General features: G+C 66.8%; 14 protein-coding genes. 4 read left to right on the forward strand and 10 right to left on the reverse strand.

Translation table 11 applies throughout. The features are described from left to right. Window positions 1-50 precede the first annotated feature (50 nt). The 8 genes from HWX07_RS04315 to HWX07_RS04350 all read right to left on the reverse strand — a co-directional run bounded on the left by HWX07_RS04315 (window position 51) and on the right by HWX07_RS04350 (window position 7,915). Window positions 51-602: a fimbrial protein gene (locus HWX07_RS04315; RefSeq protein WP_175875307.1), complete on the reverse strand. Its 552-nt coding sequence runs from the start codon at window positions 600-602 to the stop codon at window positions 51-53. Window positions 603-1,025: 423 nt separating this feature from the next. Then, a complete protein-coding gene (locus HWX07_RS04320) occupies window positions 1,026-1,802 on the reverse strand; it encodes an ABC transporter ATP-binding protein (protein ID WP_175875308.1) in 777 nt (258 codons plus the stop codon). Further along, window positions 1,799-2,713: an ABC transporter ATP-binding protein gene (locus HWX07_RS04325; protein ID WP_027806192.1), complete on the reverse strand. Its 915-nt coding sequence runs from the start codon at window positions 2,711-2,713 to the stop codon at window positions 1,799-1,801. Before HWX07_RS04325 ends, HWX07_RS04320 begins: the two co-directional genes overlap by 4 nt. A gap of 1 nt (window position 2,714) precedes the next feature. Then, window positions 2,715-3,629 carry a nickel transporter permease gene (gene nikC / locus HWX07_RS04330; protein ID WP_027806191.1) on the reverse strand — a complete coding sequence of 305 codons (915 nt, stop codon included), beginning with the start codon at window positions 3,627-3,629 and terminating at the stop codon, window positions 2,715-2,717. Window positions 3,630-3,695: 66 nt separating this feature from the next. Beyond that, window positions 3,696-4,766: an ABC transporter permease gene (locus HWX07_RS04335; protein ID WP_175875309.1), complete on the reverse strand. Its 1,071-nt coding sequence runs from the start codon at window positions 4,764-4,766 to the stop codon at window positions 3,696-3,698. Between the two features lie 10 nt (window positions 4,767-4,776). Further along, window positions 4,777-6,378, reverse strand: a complete 1,602-nt coding sequence (locus tag HWX07_RS04340) for an ABC transporter substrate-binding protein (RefSeq protein ID WP_175875310.1) — start codon at window positions 6,376-6,378, stop codon at window positions 4,777-4,779. Window positions 6,379-6,447: 69 nt separating this feature from the next. Then, window positions 6,448-7,011, reverse strand: coding sequence for a D-alanyl-D-alanine dipeptidase (gene ddpX / locus HWX07_RS04345; protein WP_175875311.1), 564 nt, complete (start codon window positions 7,009-7,011; stop codon window positions 6,448-6,450). A 16-nt stretch (window positions 7,012-7,027) separates the two neighbouring features. Beyond that, complete coding sequence (locus HWX07_RS04350; RefSeq protein WP_027813765.1) at window positions 7,028-7,915, reverse strand: MurR/RpiR family transcriptional regulator; 888 nt, start codon at window positions 7,913-7,915, stop codon at window positions 7,028-7,030. Window positions 7,916-8,161: 246 nt separating this feature from the next. On the opposite strand from HWX07_RS04350, the gene HWX07_RS04355 reads away from it, so the two are divergent. The 4 genes from HWX07_RS04355 (at window position 8,162) to HWX07_RS04370 (ending at window position 12,757) form a co-directional block, all read left to right on the forward strand. Next, window positions 8,162-8,410, forward strand: coding sequence for a helix-turn-helix transcriptional regulator (locus tag HWX07_RS04355; protein WP_175875312.1), 249 nt, complete (start codon window positions 8,162-8,164; stop codon window positions 8,408-8,410). Window positions 8,411-8,413: 3 nt separating this feature from the next. After that, the gene (locus tag HWX07_RS04360; protein ID WP_175875313.1) at window positions 8,414-9,748 is read left to right on the forward strand and encodes a type II toxin-antitoxin system HipA family toxin; all 1,335 of its coding nucleotides are present in this window, start codon (window positions 8,414-8,416) and stop codon (window positions 9,746-9,748) included. Window positions 9,749-10,097: 349 nt separating this feature from the next. Next, window positions 10,098-11,354, forward strand: coding sequence for an oxalate decarboxylase family bicupin (locus HWX07_RS04365; RefSeq protein ID WP_175875314.1), 1,257 nt, complete (start codon window positions 10,098-10,100; stop codon window positions 11,352-11,354). 95 nt (window positions 11,355-11,449) lie between these two features. Then, on the forward strand, window positions 11,450-12,757 hold the full coding sequence (locus HWX07_RS04370; protein WP_175875315.1) for an Nramp family divalent metal transporter: 1,308 nt from the start codon (window positions 11,450-11,452) through the stop codon (window positions 12,755-12,757). Window positions 12,758-12,776: 19 nt separating this feature from the next. Here the strand turns inward: HWX07_RS04370 and HWX07_RS04375 are convergent, their stop codons facing one another. Next, on the reverse strand, window positions 12,777-14,030 hold the full coding sequence (locus tag HWX07_RS04375; RefSeq protein WP_175875316.1) for a hypothetical protein: 1,254 nt from the start codon (window positions 14,028-14,030) through the stop codon (window positions 12,777-12,779). Window positions 14,031-14,187: 157 nt separating this feature from the next. Next, window positions 14,188-15,777, reverse strand: a complete 1,590-nt coding sequence (locus tag HWX07_RS04380) for an ABC transporter substrate-binding protein (RefSeq protein WP_175875317.1) — start codon at window positions 15,775-15,777, stop codon at window positions 14,188-14,190.

Consider the following 15,777-nt stretch of genomic DNA (forward strand, 5'->3'; position numbering starts at 1 on the left):
GGCGTGACGGGGCGGAGATCGCCGGGGCGGCGACCTCCACGCGTGGGTTCTTACTGATAGATCAGCGAGTACTCGACGCGCGAGTTGACGTCGCCGGCCTTCACGGCGCCGGACGCGTAGTACTCGGCGAAGTAGTTCAGCTTCGCGTTGCCTTCGGCGTCGATATCGGCGATTTGAGTGCTCGCAGCGGTTTGGGCGCCGATGGGGATCAGCTTCTGTTGATCGTCCAGCACGTTGATCTGGACACCTGTCGCGGCCTTGGCGCCCGTGTCGATCGTCAGGCGGCCACTCGATTGATCGACGTTCGCGCCGTTCTCGAAGATCACGCCGACCTTCACCGGATTTTCGTCACCGACCGTGCAGCCCTTGAGCGCCAGCGAGAATGCGCTGCGACCGGCGACGGAGCCCACGTTGGTGAGCGCGGTGGTGCTGACCGGCGGCAGCGGGACGGTGAGATCCGATCCGCCATCGACGCTGCAGGTCGACGCGATGACCTTGCCGACGAAGCTGACCGTGCCGTCCGCCGCGTGGGCCGCGGACGAAAAGGCTGCACCGGCTGCGACGAGGAGAAACGGGATGGCGCTGTGCTTGAGGTTTTTCATGGTTGAAGTCCCAAATAAAGTTCGACGTTCGAAAGCGCGAATTGAATTTAAATCTCAGAATGGCGCGTTTCGGGTTGAATTATGCGGACATCGTAATGATTTTGTAATGTGACTCGTACGAATCGATAATCCATTTATCTAGTACGCGTACTAAGTTTTTGGTTGCCGTAGGGGGCGGTCAGACGGAAGGGATGGGGCTGGCAGGGCGGGGCGTGTGCGCCCCGTTATCGAAATCGGTCGAGGTACCGATTCGTCAGTCGCGCCGCTCGATATTCGCGCTATCCGCCATTCGTGGGCGGTGATGCGTTATTCAGAGCGGATTGAAATGGGAACGGCCGCCCGGCGGGAGGGGCGCGGCGGCCGACATGCCGCGTTGCGGACGCGGCATGTCATGCGGCGGTCGAGGGATCGGGGCGCCGCGCGTTAGGCCACGGGCCCGTCGATGGCCGCATCGAGGCGGCGATAGCCTTCGGTCGCGTTCAGCAGCGTGCGCGTGTAGTCGCGTGCGACCTGCCCGGCCCGTACGTCCTCGATCCGCAACTGCTCGACGATCTCGCCGTGCTGCATCACCGCGACGCGCTGGCACAGGAAGCCGATCACCGCGAGGTTGTGGCTGACGAGGATCATCGTCAGGCGGCGTTCGCGATGCAGGCGGCGCAGCAGGTTCAGGATCTCGGCCTGCACCGATACGTCGAGCGCGGACGTCGGCTCGTCGAGCAGCAGCACGCGCGGCTCGACGATCAGCGCGCGCGCGATCGCCACGCGTTGCCGCTGGCCGCCCGACAACTGGTGCGGATAGCGGAAGCGGAACGCGGGGCCGAGGCCGACCTCGGCGAGCGCGCGGGCGATCCGCGCATCGGCGTCGCCGATCGCATGGATCGACAGCGGCTCGCGCAGCGTCTGGTCGACGGTGAAGCGCGGGTGCAGCGACGCGTACGGGTCCTGGAACACCATCTGCACGTGCCGGCGGAACGCGCGATCGGGCGTGCCGCCGGCCGGACGGCCATCGATCGACAGGCTGCCGGACGCGAGCGGCACGAGGCCCGTCAGCGCCCGCAGCAGCGTCGACTTGCCGGAACCCGATTCGCCGACCAGCCCGAACACTTCGCCGTCGCGCACCGCGAAGCTCGCGTCGCGCACGGCGTCGACGTGACCCGTGCGGGTCGGGAAACGGATCGATACGTGATCGACGTCGATCATCGTGCGGCCTCCTGCGGGTCGTGTGAGCTCGGCGCGGGCGCGGCGGCGTCGAGCCACGCCGGGTCGCGCCGCAGCACCGGCAGTTCGTCGGGCGGGTTCGCGAGCGGCGGGTTCGCCGCGAGCAGCCCGCGCGTATAGGGATGCGTCGCATCGCGCAAGTCGCGCGCGGCGCAGGTCTCGACTACGCGGCCTGCATACATCACCGCGACGCGATCGCAGAACGACATCACGAGCGGCAGGTCGTGGCTGATGAACATCAGGCCCGTGTCGTGCCGCGCGATCATCGCGTCGAGCACCGCGAGCACCTGCATCGACACCGCGACGTCGAGCGCGGAGGTCGGCTCGTCGGCGATCAGCAGGCGCGGGCCGGTCGACACCATCATCGCGATCATCACGCGCTGGCCCATGCCGCCCGACAGTTCGTGCGGATACGCATCGGCGACGCGCGCCGGGTCGCGGATCTGCACGGCCGCGAGCGCCTCGACGATCCGCTCGCGCAGCGCGCGGCCGCGCAAGCCCGGCTCGTGCCGCCGGAACGCTTCGCCCATCTGCTTCGCGACGGTCATCACCGGGTTCAGCGAATACTTCGGGTCCTGCAGGATCATCCCCATCTGGCTGCCGCACAGGCGCCGGCGTTCGCTCGCGGACATCGCGAGCAGATCCTGGCCCGCGAAGCGCATCGTGCGCGCCGACCAGCGCGCGGCGTCGGGCAGCAGGCCGAGCAATGCGCGACCCGTCAGCGACTTGCCGGAGCCCGATTCGCCGACGATGCCGAGCCGCTCGCCGGGCGCGAGCGTCAGCGACAGGTCGCGCACCGCGTCGGTGACGACGCCGTCGTGCCCGCGAAAGCCGATCTTCAGGCCGTCGATCTCGCAGAGCGGCGCGGGCGCGGGGGTGGAATGCATCGGCATGTCAGGCTCCGTGGCGAGGGTCGAAGACGTCGCGCAGCCCGTCGCCGAGCAGGTTGAACGCGAGACTGACGAGCAGGATCGCGATGCCGGGCAGCGTCGCGACCCACCATGCGTCGAGCAGCACGTTGCGGCCCGATGCGACCATGAAGCCCCACTCGGGGCTCGGCGGCTGCGCGCCGAGGCCGAGAAAGCCGAGGCCCGCGACGGTCAGGATGATGCCGGCCATGTCGAGCGTCGCGCGCACGATCACCGACGACATGCACAGCGGCATGATGTAGCGCAGCAGGATGCGCGGGCCCGACGCGCCTTGCAGCCGCGCGGCATGGATGTAGTCGGCCTGCGCGATGCGGATCGTTTCGGCGCGCGCGAGCCGTGCGTATGCCGGCCACGCGGTGATCGAGATCGCGACGACCGCGTTGATCACGCCGGGCCCGAGCGCGGCCGCGAAGGCGAGCGCGAGCACGATCTTCGGGAACGCGAGCGCGATGTCGGTGATGCGCATCAGCACGCTGTCGACGAAGCCGCCGCAATAGCCGGCGGTGGTGCCGATCAACAGGCCGATCGGCACCACGATCACGACGACGAGCAGCGCGATGCCGAGCGTCAGGCGCGAGCCGGCGATCATTCGCGAGAGGATGTCGCGGCCGAGCTGGTCGGTGCCGAGCCAGTGCGACGCGGAGCCGGGCGGCAGCAGGCGATCGGACAGCACCTGACGCAGCGGATCGTGCGGCATGATCAGCGGGCCGACGATCGCGACGACGACCAGCGCCAGCAGGATCGCGAGCCCGAACAGGTTGAGCGGATTGGCCGCGAAACGGCGCCAGCGGCGGTAGGCGAGGCCGAACGCGGCCTGCGCGCGCGACGCGGGCGCATCGGAAAGCAGCCACGCGCGCAGCGTGAGCGGTGCGGCATTCATGGTCGGGTAGCCTTCGGCATGGACGGTGAAGGAAACGGGAGGGAAACGGTCATGTCGAAGCCGCCCTCAGCGCGCACGCGGATCGAACACGCGGTACAGCGCGTCGGTCAGCAGGTTGACGGTGATGAACATCGCGCCGATCACGAGCGTCGCGCCGAGCACCGCGCTCATGTCGGCGTTCAGCAGCGCGCCGGTCAGGTACGAGCCGAGCCCGGGCCACGCGAACACGATCTCGGTCAGCACCGAGCCTTCGAGCAGGTTGCTGTACGTGAGCGCGATCACGGTGAGCAGCGGCACCGCGATGTTGCCGAACGCATGCCGCCAGATCACGCGCCGCTCCGACAGGCCCTTCGCGCGCGCGGTGACGATGTATTCCTGGCTCAACTGGTCGAGCATGAACGAGCGGGTCATCCGGCTCAGGTACGCGACCGAGTAGTAGCCGAGGATCGCGGCCGGCAGCGCGATATGCGACACCGCGTTGCGGAACACGTCCCACTCGCCCGCGAGCGCCGCGTCGATCAGCAGGCTGCCGGTGCGCGGGTCGACCATCCCGTCGTACACGGGATCGAGCCGGCCGGGGCCGCCGACCCAGTGCAGCCTTGCGTAGAACAGCAGCAGCCCCATCAGCCCGAGCCAGAACACCGGCACCGAATTGCCGATCAGGCCGACGAAGCGCGCGATGTGATCGATCGGCCGGTTGTGCTTCACCGCGGCCGCGACGCCGAGCGGCACGCCGATCGCGATCCCGATCAACGTCGCGATCGTCGCGAGTTCGAGCGTGGCCGGAAACACGCGCTTGATGTCGTCGAGCACCGGGTTCGCGGTCAGCAGCGACATGCCGAGATTGCCGTGCAGCACGTCGCGCGCATAGATCAGGAATTGCGTGACGAGCGGCTTGTCGAGGCCGAGTGCGATACGTTCGGCCGCATACGCTTCGGCCGACGCGCGATCGCCGAGGATCGCGAGCACGGGATCGATCGGCACCTTGCGGCCGATCACGAACGTCAGCGCGAGCAGCCCCGCGAACGTGACGGCGAGCGTGACCGCCCAGCGCAGCACGCGCAGCGCCCAGCGTACGGCCGGGCGCCGCGCGGGCAGCGTGCGCAGTGCTTCGAGGGAGGAGGCGGGAGTCGACATGCGGTGAACCTTATTGCTTCTTCAGGTGACGGTACGACACGAGATCGTTGATCGGACCGACTTCGAGGCCGCTCACGCCGGGTCGTGTCGCGACCTGCGCGACCTTCTCGAACATGATCACGAACGGCGAGCGCGCGAGCATCTCCTTCTGCATCGCCTGGTACCGCTGCGCGCGTTGCGCGGCGGTCGGCTCGGCGAGCGCGGCGTCGGTTTCCTTCGTCAGTTGCGGAATGTCCCAGCTGTTGCGCCAGGCCAGCATTTTATAGCTCGACTTGTCGCCGTTGTCGGGGTTCCAGGCAAAACCCTGCGCGTTGCTGTGCGGGTCGATGTAGTCGGCCGACCATTCGCCGATGTAGATGTCGTGCTGGCGTGCGCGGTATTTCGCGAGCGTCTGCTTGTTGTCGCCGGGGATCAACTGCACCTTGACGCCGGCCTGCGCGAAGTTCGCCTGCACGGCCTGCGCGATCTCCGTGTACGGATAGTCGTTGCGCACGTCCATCGTCACCGAAAAGCCGTTCGGCACGCCGGCCTTCGCGAGCAGCGCCTTCGCCTTCGCGACGTCGAGCTTGTACGGGTTCGAATTCAGCGTGCCGAGGAAGCCTTCGGGCAGGAAGGTCTGGTGCACCTTGTAGGTCGTCTTCACGACGTTGGCCTGGATGCCCGCATAGTCGACCAGCCACTTCAGCGCTTCCTGCACGTCGGGCTTCGCGAGCGTCGGGTTCTTCGTGTTCAGGCCGAGATACAGCAGCGTCGCCTGCGGCGAGGCCGTGACTTTCGCCTTGCCCGATTTCACGACCGACGCGAGATCGTCGGGGCTCAGGTCGCGTGCCGCGTCGACGTCGCCGTTTTCCAGCAGCAGCCGCTGGCTTGCCGCTTCGGGCACGTGGCGCAGCACGATGCGCTTCATCGCGAGCGGCAGCCGGTAGCCGTCGAAGCGTTGCAGCACGACGCTGTCGCCGGCCGCCCACTTGACGAGCTTGTACGCACCGGAGCCGGCCTCGTTGGTCTTCAGCCACGCGTTGCCGAAATCGTTACCCTGCTGGTGCGACAGCAGCAGCTTCTTGTCGAGCACCGACGCGGGCCACGAGCCGAGCACGTTGAGCACGAAGGTCGGCGCGTACTTGTGGTCGGTCGTGATCGATACCGTCTGGTCGTCCAGCTTCTTCACGTTCGCCGCGACGTTGGCCTTCGTGAGCCCGATGCCGGTCAGCACCGCGGCCGGCCCCTTGTCGAGCAGCACCGCGCGCTGGATCGACCACGCGACGTCGTCGGCCGTCAGCGCATTGCCCGAGTGGAACTTGAGGCCCGGGCGCAGCTTGAACGTATAGGTCAGGCCGTCGGGGCTCACGGTCCACGACTGCGCGACGTCGCCGTTGAATTTCGACGGATCGCGCAAGTCGACGCGCACGAGCCGGTCGTACGTGTTCGCGACGTATTCCTCCGGCACCAGTTCGTAGATCTCGCCCGGATCGAGCGTCGTGAATTCGTCGAGCAACGTGGCCATCACGAACATGTCCTTCGGCGTTTCCGCATGGGCGGCGGAAAGCGGCACGGCGGCGCACAGGGACACGGCGGCCAGCGCCGCGACGAGCCGGGAAGTCGGGAATTTCATGGGCGCATCTCCATCTGTCGTTTGAGTCGTTGAACGTGAACCTGCATGAAAAGGGGGCGTGCGGCGTCGTTACATCAGGCGCCACGGGCCGCTCGCCGCGTTGTCGATCTGCGGCAGCGCGTGCGAGCCAGGCAGCTCGTAGTGCCACCACTCGCTGTCGATGTGGGCGAAGCCGGCTGCGTGCATCACGCCGAGCAGCAGCAGCCGGTTGCGTTGCACGTGCTCGGGCAACCCCGCGTGAAAGTGGCCCGACGCGGCCACCATCTCGTCGAAGCCGGTGCCCATGTCGAGCGGCTCGCCATTCGTGCCGACGAGCGTCAGGTCGAGCGCGGTGCCGCGGCTGTGGTTCGAGCCGCGGCCGAGATCGGCGACGAAGTTCGGGTCCGGCAGGAAATCCCACAGCACCTGCTGCGCCTGCGGCGGCCGGTACGCGTCGTAGATACGCAGCGTGAAGCCGGCTTGCACGGCGACGTCCACCGCGCGGCGCAGCGCGGTTTCGGCCGGCTCGAGCAGCAGACAGTGCGCGTGGCGGTAGATCGGCTTGCCGGTCAGGTTGCGCTCGGTCGCGTAGACGAGATCGATCTCCACGCGATGCGTGGCGGGCGTGATTTCGACGAGGCGGTGAGGGTTCATCGGCGGTCCGGTTTGCTCAGGATTCGAATTGGTCGAACGTGCGCTGCAGTTCGCGGTTGCGCGCGACGCGCCGGTCGATCGCGGGACCGAGGCGATCGACCACGGCGGTGATCAGCAGGTTGAACAGGCAGGTGAGCGGCGCGAGCGAATCCCAGAACTGGCCGACGTCGGTCTTCACCTGCAGCAGGTCGGCCGGCCACTCGCGCGCCCACGGGCAATACAGATCGGTGACGAGCGCGAACGGCTGGCCGCGTTCGGCGGCCGCCTGGCAATAGCGGCGCGCGCTGCGCGAATAGGCGCGCGTGTCGGTGACGATGCAGTACGGCCGTTCGAACTCCGAATTCAGCGAATCGACGTACGAGCCCGACTGGCCGTCGGAATAGAACACGCGCGGGCGCAGGTATTCGAGGTAGCTGCTGAACGCGTTGCTGATGCCGCGGGTCGACTGGATGCCGAGAATGAAGACGGCATCGGCATGCGCGATCCGGTCCGCGACCTGCGCGAACACCGGTTCTTCGGCGAGCCGGTACACGTGGCGGATCGCGTCGAGTTCGCGCTCGAGCGACGACGCGAGCGAGCCGCCGCCGCGATGGCCGTCGCGCTCGCCGACGGTCGTTGGCGTGGCGGTGGCGCGGCGGTACTCGTCGAGTCGGTCGGTGATCATCCACGGGCGGTCACCGCCGCCGCGCAGTTCGCGTTTCAGGTCGTCGAGATTCCGGTAACCGACGCTGCGCAGGAAACGCCCGACCGAAATGCCGCTGGTGCCGGTTTGCTGCGCGATCTGGTCGGCGGTTTCGAGGCCGAGCCGATCGAGATTCGCAAGCATGTAGCTCGCGATGCGTTTCGCGGTCGGCGTCAGTTCGGCAAAGCGGGATTCGACGGTATGGGCGAAGGCACAGGTCATCGCACTGTTAGATCGTTGTCATTTGATGATTGGATGTCATCTATCTGACAAAGCCAAAATCATTCGCGCCAGCGGATAAAAACTATGGGGTGGCAGTGGGCGATAGGGGCGCAACGACGGGGGAGCAACGCACAGGTGTGTAAAAATATTTCTGACAGGAATATTTTGCGTTTATCTCTGTCAGAGATAATTTGCGTTTATGCCTGTCAGAGATATACTGCATGGACCGCATACAGGACCTCCACCGTGAATCTCATCGTCAATACCCCTGCTCAACTGGGCGAAATCCTGTCGTCCGCGCGTCAGGCCAAGGGGCTGACGCAAGCCGAAGCGGCGGCGCGCATCGGCGTCGGCCAATCGCGCCTGTCGTCGCTCGAAACGACCCGCACCGAAAGCCTGTCGCTCAAGCGGTTGCTCGAATTGACCGCGCTGTACGGTCTCGAGCTCAGCATCCGCACGAAGGACGGGCGCGACGCCGCCGACGTCGAGTGGTAATCGATGGGACGCAAATCGCACAGCCGCGCGCTCTCGATCTGGGCCAACGGCGTGCGGGTCGGAATCTGGCGGATTCCCGCGCGCGGCGACATGGAGCTGCTGTACGACGCCCGCTGGAAACAGTCGGATGCCGGCCGCCCGCTGTCGTTGTCGCTGCCGTTCGGCGTCGGCGATGCGCCTTTGCGCGGCGAGCGCGTCAATCACTACTTCGATAATCTGCTGCCCGACAGCGACGCGATTCGTCGGCGGCTTGCGTCGCGGTTCGGCACGGCGACGACCGAGCCGTTCGATCTGCTCGCCGCGCTCGGCCGCGACTGCGTCGGCGCGGTGCAGTTGCTCGGCGAGGATGAAACCCCAACCGGCCATGACCGGATCGACGGTACGCCGTTGTCCGACGACGACGTGGCGCGTGTGCTCGATCAGGCGAGCGGAGCGGCGGGCAGTGCGCAGGACGACGACGACTTCCGCCTGTCGCTGGCCGGCGCGCAGGAAAAGACCGCGCTGCTGTTTCACGACGGGCGATGGATGCGTCCGCATGGCGCGACGCCGACCACGCATATCCTCAAGTTGCCGCTCGGGCTGGTCGGCAACAAGCGTGCGGATCTGACGACATCCGTCGAAAACGAGTGGCTGTGCCTCGCGATCCTGCGCGCGTTCGGCTTGCCGACGGCGGATGCCGACATCGTGCGTTTCGGCGAACACAAGGTGCTGTCGGTCGCGCGCTTCGATCGCGCGCTGCATCGTGATGGCGGATGGTTGTTGCGCTTGCCGCAAGAGGATTTTTGCCAGGCGCTCGGCGTGCCGCCGCATCTGAAATATGAATCGCAGGGCGGCCCCGGCGTGCCCGATCTGGCCGGCATCCTCCGCCGGTCGGAAACGGCGCAGGCCGACCTCGACACGCTGTTCACCGCGTTGGTGGTGTTCTGGATGCTCGCCGCACCGGACGGGCATGCGAAGAACTTCAGCCTGCGCCTGCTGCCGGGCGGCCGCTTCCGTCTGACGCCGCTCTACGACGTGATGTCGATCTGGCCGGTCGAGGGAGATGGCGCGAACCAGTGGTCGTGGCACAAGGCGAAGCTCGCGATGGCCGTGCACGGCAAGCGCAAGCACTATGCGATGCGCGACATCACGCGTCGACACTTCACTGCGATGGCCGAACATTGCCTGCTTGGCGATATCGCGACACCGATCATCGAACGACTCATTGCGATGACGCCGCACGTGATCGAATCGGTCGGCGCGGCGCTGCCGGCCGGGTTTCCGGCGAGGATCGCCGAACGCGTTCTCGGCGGATTGCGCTTCGCCGCGCAGCAACTCGCCGACATGCCGCGGGAGTGACGCGGGAGTGACGCGGACCCGGTCCGGGCCGGGCAGGTGAAAGCCGGCGCCTCCGCATTTTTCGGTTCCGGATTGCGCGCCAGACCACCCGAATCGATGGCATTGGGCCGCCATCGCGCGGTGCGCCTATCGATTTCCTTTCCTCGCCATTCATCCGCCTGCTGCATCGCAATAATTACAAAATTAAAGCCGATCAGATTTAATCATTAATTCAGGTTAATAATTCATTTAATTTTTTGATGAATATGGATTTAACTTGCGTCACCGGGTGTTCGATTTTCTGTAATTCGAAAAACGGCAAATATTCCGTAATGGAAATTCTCACGATTGCTAAAACGAAGAGGAAATCATGACGAATCTTTCTCGACGCAAGATGTTGACGAGTACGGCCGGCGCCATTGCGGCGGCGGGTATTGCGGTAACGGCGAAGGCCGCTTCGTTCGGTAATCCGGACAGCCCGCCGGAAGGCGCGATGAATGCGCGCAACCGTCAGAGCCTGACCGACCCGGGGCCTAAAAATCCGGCCATCGCCAATCAATTCCCGTCTTTTCAGGATCCGCCGGCCACCGATATCAACGGGATGCCGTTATTCTGGGCGTCTTTCAATAATGCCCATAAACGCATTCAGAATGGCGGGTGGGCGCGCGAAGTGACGCAGGACGATTTCGCGATTTCCGAAACCATTTCCGGCGTGAACATGCGGCTCACGCGCGGCGGCATTCGCGAGATGCACTGGCACCAGCAGGCCGAGTGGGCCATCATGCTCGACGGCCGCTGCCGGATCACGGTGCTCGACGAACTCGGGCGCCCGTCGGTGCAGGACGTCAAGACCGGCGATCTCTGGTATTTCCCGCCCGGCCTGCCGCATTCGCTGCAGGGCCTCGGCAGCGACGGCGCGGAATTCCTGCTGGCGTTCGATAACGGTCGCGCATCGGAATTCAACACGCTGTTGCTGACCGACTGGATCGCGCATACGCCGCCCGACGTGCTCGCGCTCAACTTCGGCGTGCCGGCCGACGCGTTCAGGAACGTGCCGCTCGACAACCTGTGGATCTTCCAGGGCGACGAGCCGGGCCCGCTCGCGGACGCGCAGCGCGCGTCGGCCGCATCGGCCGGTGCGCCGCCGCATCCGTTCATCTTTTCGCTCGGCGACATGAAGCCGGTCAGGAAGACGCGCGGCGGCGAGGTGCGGATCGCGGACAGCACCAACTTCAACGTGTCGACGACCGTCGCGGCGGCGCTCGTCACCGTGCATCCGGGCGGCATGCGCGAGCTGCACTGGCACCCGAACGCCGACGAATGGCAGTACTACCTGCAGGGCGAGGCGCGGATGACCGTGTTCGACACGGGGCCGAAGGCGCAGACGGCCGATTTCCGCGCGGGCGACGTCGGCTATGTAAAGAAGAGCCTCGGCCACTACGTGCAGAACACCGGCCAGACCGACCTCGTGTTCCTCGAGATCTTCAAGACCGACCGCTATGCGGAGGTGTCGTTGTCCGACTGGCTCGCGCATACGCCGCCGCAGCTCGTCGAGGCGCACCTGAACGTCGCGCCGGACGTGATCGCGCAGTTTCCGCGCAATCGTCCCGACGTCGTGCCGCTGTAACGCGGTCGGCGTCTCGTCGTGGCCGGCATGCGGCTTGCTGCTGTGGCAGGCCGCGAGCCCCGAATCGGCTTTCCTCATTCGAACGGACTTCCACCATGATTCCCGTCCCGAGCAAACCAGCCGACGGCCTCGCGCTGCCGGGCCTGTCCACCGAGCCCACCGACGGCGCGGTGCGCGCCGCGCTCGAAGGGCGCAGCACCGGCGTCGCCGCGCTGTTGCCGTTCATCGGCCCGGCCGTGATCGCGTCGATCGGCTACATGGACCCCGGCAACTTCGCGACCAACATCCAGGCCGGCGCCGCATACGGCTACCGGCTGCTGTGGGTCGTGCTGGCCGCGAACGCGATCGCGATGCTGTTCCAGGCGATGTCGGCGAAGCTCGGCATCGTGACCGGCCGCAATCTCGCCGAACTGTGTCGCGACCGTTTCCCCGCGCCGATCGTGTGGGGCATGTGGATCGCATCCGAGATCGCCGCGATGGCGACCGATCTCGCCGAATTCCTCGGCGGCGCGCTCGCGTTCGGGTTGTTGTGCCATTTGTCGCTGTTCGCGGGGATGATCGCGACCGCGCTCGCGACCTGCGCGATCCTCGCGCTCGAGAAACGCGGCTTCCGGCCCCTCGAAGCGGCGATCGCCGCGCTGGTCGGCGTGATCGGCGCGTGCTATCTCGGCGAACTGCTGATCGCGCCGCAGGACTGGCACGCGGCCGCGTTCCATCTGGTGGTCCCGCAGATACCGGATCACGCGGCGCTGACTATCGCGGTCGGCATCATCGGCGCGACGATCATGCCGCACACGCTGTATCTGCATTCGGGCCTCACGCAGGATCGCACCGCGCCGCGCGACGACGGAGAGCGGCGGCGGCTCGTGCGTTTCTCGAACCGCGAGGTCGTGATTGCGCTCGGGCTCGCCGGGTTCGTGAATCTCGCGATGGTGATGATGGCGTCGTCGGCGTTTCATGCGGCCGCGCCGGGCATGACCGACATCGGCGACGCGTATCACACGCTGATCCCGGTGCTCGGGCCGGCGGCCGGCGCGCTGTTTCTCGTCGCGCTGCTGACCTCCGGCGTGTCGAGCTCGGTGGTCGGCACGATGGCGGGGCAGGTCGTGATGCAGGGCTTCATCCGGCGCCGCATGTCGATCTGGCTGCGGCGCGCGGTGACGATCGTGCCCGCGTTCGTGGTGGTCGCGCTCGGCTGCGACGTCACGCGGGCGATGGTGGCCAGCCAGGTCGTGCTGAGTTTCGTGCTGCCGATGCCGATGATCGCGCTGCTGATACTGTCGGCGCGTGAAGACGTGATGGGCGCCTACGCGATGCGGATGCCGCTGCGGATCGTCGCCGGCGCGGCGACGGTCGTGATCGTCGGGCTGAATGCGTACCTGGTATGGGCGGCGTTCAATTGAACGGGTGCGGGCCGGCCGCTTACTGCCGCATGTCCGGCGCTTCGCGCAGCCGCCAGATCGCGTTGCATTGCTGGCCGCCGAGGCTCGTCGCGCGCAGCGTGACGACGGCGCCGGTCGCCACCTGGTACCAGAAATGCGCCATCAGTTCGGTGCCCTTGCGCTGCGCGTGGCCGTCGACGAGCACCTCGCACAGCAGCGGCGACGGCGAACCGGACGGATGCGTGACGTAGACGTTCAGCCGCGCGATGTCGCGGGTCGCGGTGAACACGACTTCGTGGTTCCCGCTGCCGACGAGCATCGTGCCGCCCGGTTCGTCGAGCGCCTGCAGATAGGCGCCCGCGCTTGTCTCGAGCGCGGCGGACGTAACGGTCAGCCCGGCCGATCGCACGTAATCCGCCGCCGCGATGCGTGCGGCGAGTGCATCGGACGGCGCCGGCGTGCCGTCGGACAGCGCGAACGGCGTGCCGTCGCGCAGCGCGGCGTCGGTGTGGTTCGCGTAGTAGCGCCACCGGTCGAGGAAGCGGATGTCGCCGGTCATGTGCAGCGCGCGGATCGGCTCGCCGTGATACCTGAGTGTCGTCGTGCCAGTGGCTGAATCGAACGATTCGTGGATGCCGTACTTGCTGACGAAGTTCTGGACCGGATCGAGCAACGCCGTTTCGCCTTGCGCGCTCCACAGATGCAGGAACGTCGTATCGATGCCGAAGCATTCCTGGAAATCGGTGCCGACGCGGGCGAGGCAGTCGCGCAGATGGTCCGCATAACGCGCCCATGCGTCGGCGGTCCCGGCGACGAGCCCGGCTTGCAGCGCACCGCCGTGGCGCGCGTTGACCTCGTCGACGACGAGGCGCCAGTGATGGTCGCGTCGCTCGCCGATCAGCGGCGTGACGACGAACGTGCAGAACAGCGGGTCGGGGCACACGTGGAGCCGGTCGTCGCCGATCTGCGAGAACAGGTCGAACTGCGGCGCGCAGAACCAGATGTCCGCGTCGTACAGCGCGAGCTTGCGGATTTGCGGATGGCGCGCGCAATACCCGGCGGCCTCGATGAAGCGGCCGACCGGCAGCGCGTAGGCGCCCGACGCGTCGATCACGTCGACCGACTGGCCCGCGAGAATCTGCCGCTTGCGTTCGGACAGCCCGTAGCCGATCACCGCGATCCGCCCGTCGTAGCCGGCGTGCCGCAGCGACAGCAGGAACGGCACGAGCATTTCGTACCACGCGCGGTTGTTGTCGTTGATCGCCACGCACACTGCGTGCTCGCTCGAATGCATGTTGTGGTCCCGTTACGTGTGCCCGGCGCGGTCGCCGCGCGGTGCCGGTCATTGTAGATCGCCGCCGGGTGCCGTGCCGGCGCAGGCCCGGCGCCGGTACGGCGGCCCGCGGCGATTACCCGCGCGGCGGCGTGGCCACGCGGGCAGGCCGGGGCGATTACTTCGCGAGCGTCCGGTATGACACGAGGTCGTTGATCGGCCCGATTTCCGGCCCGGTCGCACCGGGGCGCGTGGCGACCTGCACGACCTTCTCGAACATGATGATGAACGGCGAGTTCGCGAGCACGGCCTTCTGCAGCGCTTCGTAACGCTGCGCGCGCTTCGCCGGCGACGGCTCGACGAGCGCGGCCTCGGTGTCCTTCGTCAGTTGCGGAATGTCCCAGCTGTTGCGCCACGCGAGCATCTTGGTCGGCGACTGGTCCGAGTTGTCCGGATTCCACGCGAAACCGCGCGCGTTGCTGTTCGGGTCCATGTAGTCGGGCGACCATTCGCCGACGAAGATGTCGTGCTGGCGCGCGCGGTACTTGCCGATCGCCTGCTTCGCGTCGCCCGGGATCAGCTTCACGCGGATGCCGCCCTGCGCGAAGTTCGCCTGCAGCGCCTGCGCGATCTCGAGGTACGGATAGTCGTTCGGCATGTCCATCGTCACGTCGAAACCGTTCGGCAGGCCGGCCTTCGCGAGCAGCGCCTTCGCCTTCGCGACGTCCTGCTTGTACGGCCGCGCGTTCGATGCGCCGAGGAAGCCTTCGGGCAGGAAGGTCTGATGCACCTTGTAGGTGGTACTGACGATGTTGCGCTGGATGCCGTCGTAGTCGACGAGCCATTTCATCGCCTGCTGCACCTCGGGCTTCGCGAGGTTCGGGTTCTTCGTGTTCAGGCTCAGGTACAGCAGGGCCGACACCGGCCATGACGCGACCTTGATCTTGCCGGCCTTCGACAGCGCGGCGAGGCTGTCGGGGCTCAGGTTGCGCGCGGCGTCGGCGTCGCCGTTCTCCAGCAGCAGCCGTTGCGCGGAGGCTTCGGGCACGTGGCGCAGCACCACGCGCTTCATCGGGTACGGCGTGCGGTACTTGTCGAAGCGCTGCAGCACGATGGTTTCGTTCGGCGTCCACTTGACGAGCTGGTACGGGCCCGAGCCCGCATCGTTGGTGCGCAGCCAGCCGCTGCCGAAATCGTTGCCTTGCTGGTGCGACAGCAGCAGCTTCTTGTCGAAGACCGAGGCCGGGCACGCGCTCAGCACGTTGAGCACGAAGCTCGGCGCGTACTTGCGGTCGGTTTCGAGCACGACGGTTTGCGGATCGACCACGCGCACCTTCTGCGTGACGTTCGCCTTCGTGAGGCCGAGATCGGCGAGCACGCCGGCCGGCCCCTTGTCGAGCAGGATGGTGCGCTGCAGCGACCACGCGACGTCGTCAGCGGTGACCGGATTGCCGGAATGGAACATGAGGCCCGGGCGCAGCTTGAACGTGTAGGTCATGCCGTCGGCGCCGACCGTCCACGATTGCGCGATCTGCCCGTCGAAGCGCGTCGGGTCCTTCAGGTCGACGCGTACCAGCCGTTCGTAGGTGTTCGCGACGTATTCGGACGGCACCAGCTCGTAGATCCCGCTCGGGTCGAGGGTCGTGAATTCGCCGAGCTGCGTGGCGACGACGAAGATGCCGGGCGGCGTGGCTGCTTGCGCCGGCAGCGCCGGAACAAGCGCGACGAGCGCGGCGCTGACGAACAGCCGGGACAGCAGGTGCTTCAT

The sequence above is a fragment of the Burkholderia sp. BCC0097 genome (genome assembly GCF_902832985.1).
Taxonomy (GTDB): domain Bacteria; phylum Pseudomonadota; class Gammaproteobacteria; order Burkholderiales; family Burkholderiaceae; genus Burkholderia; species Burkholderia orbicola.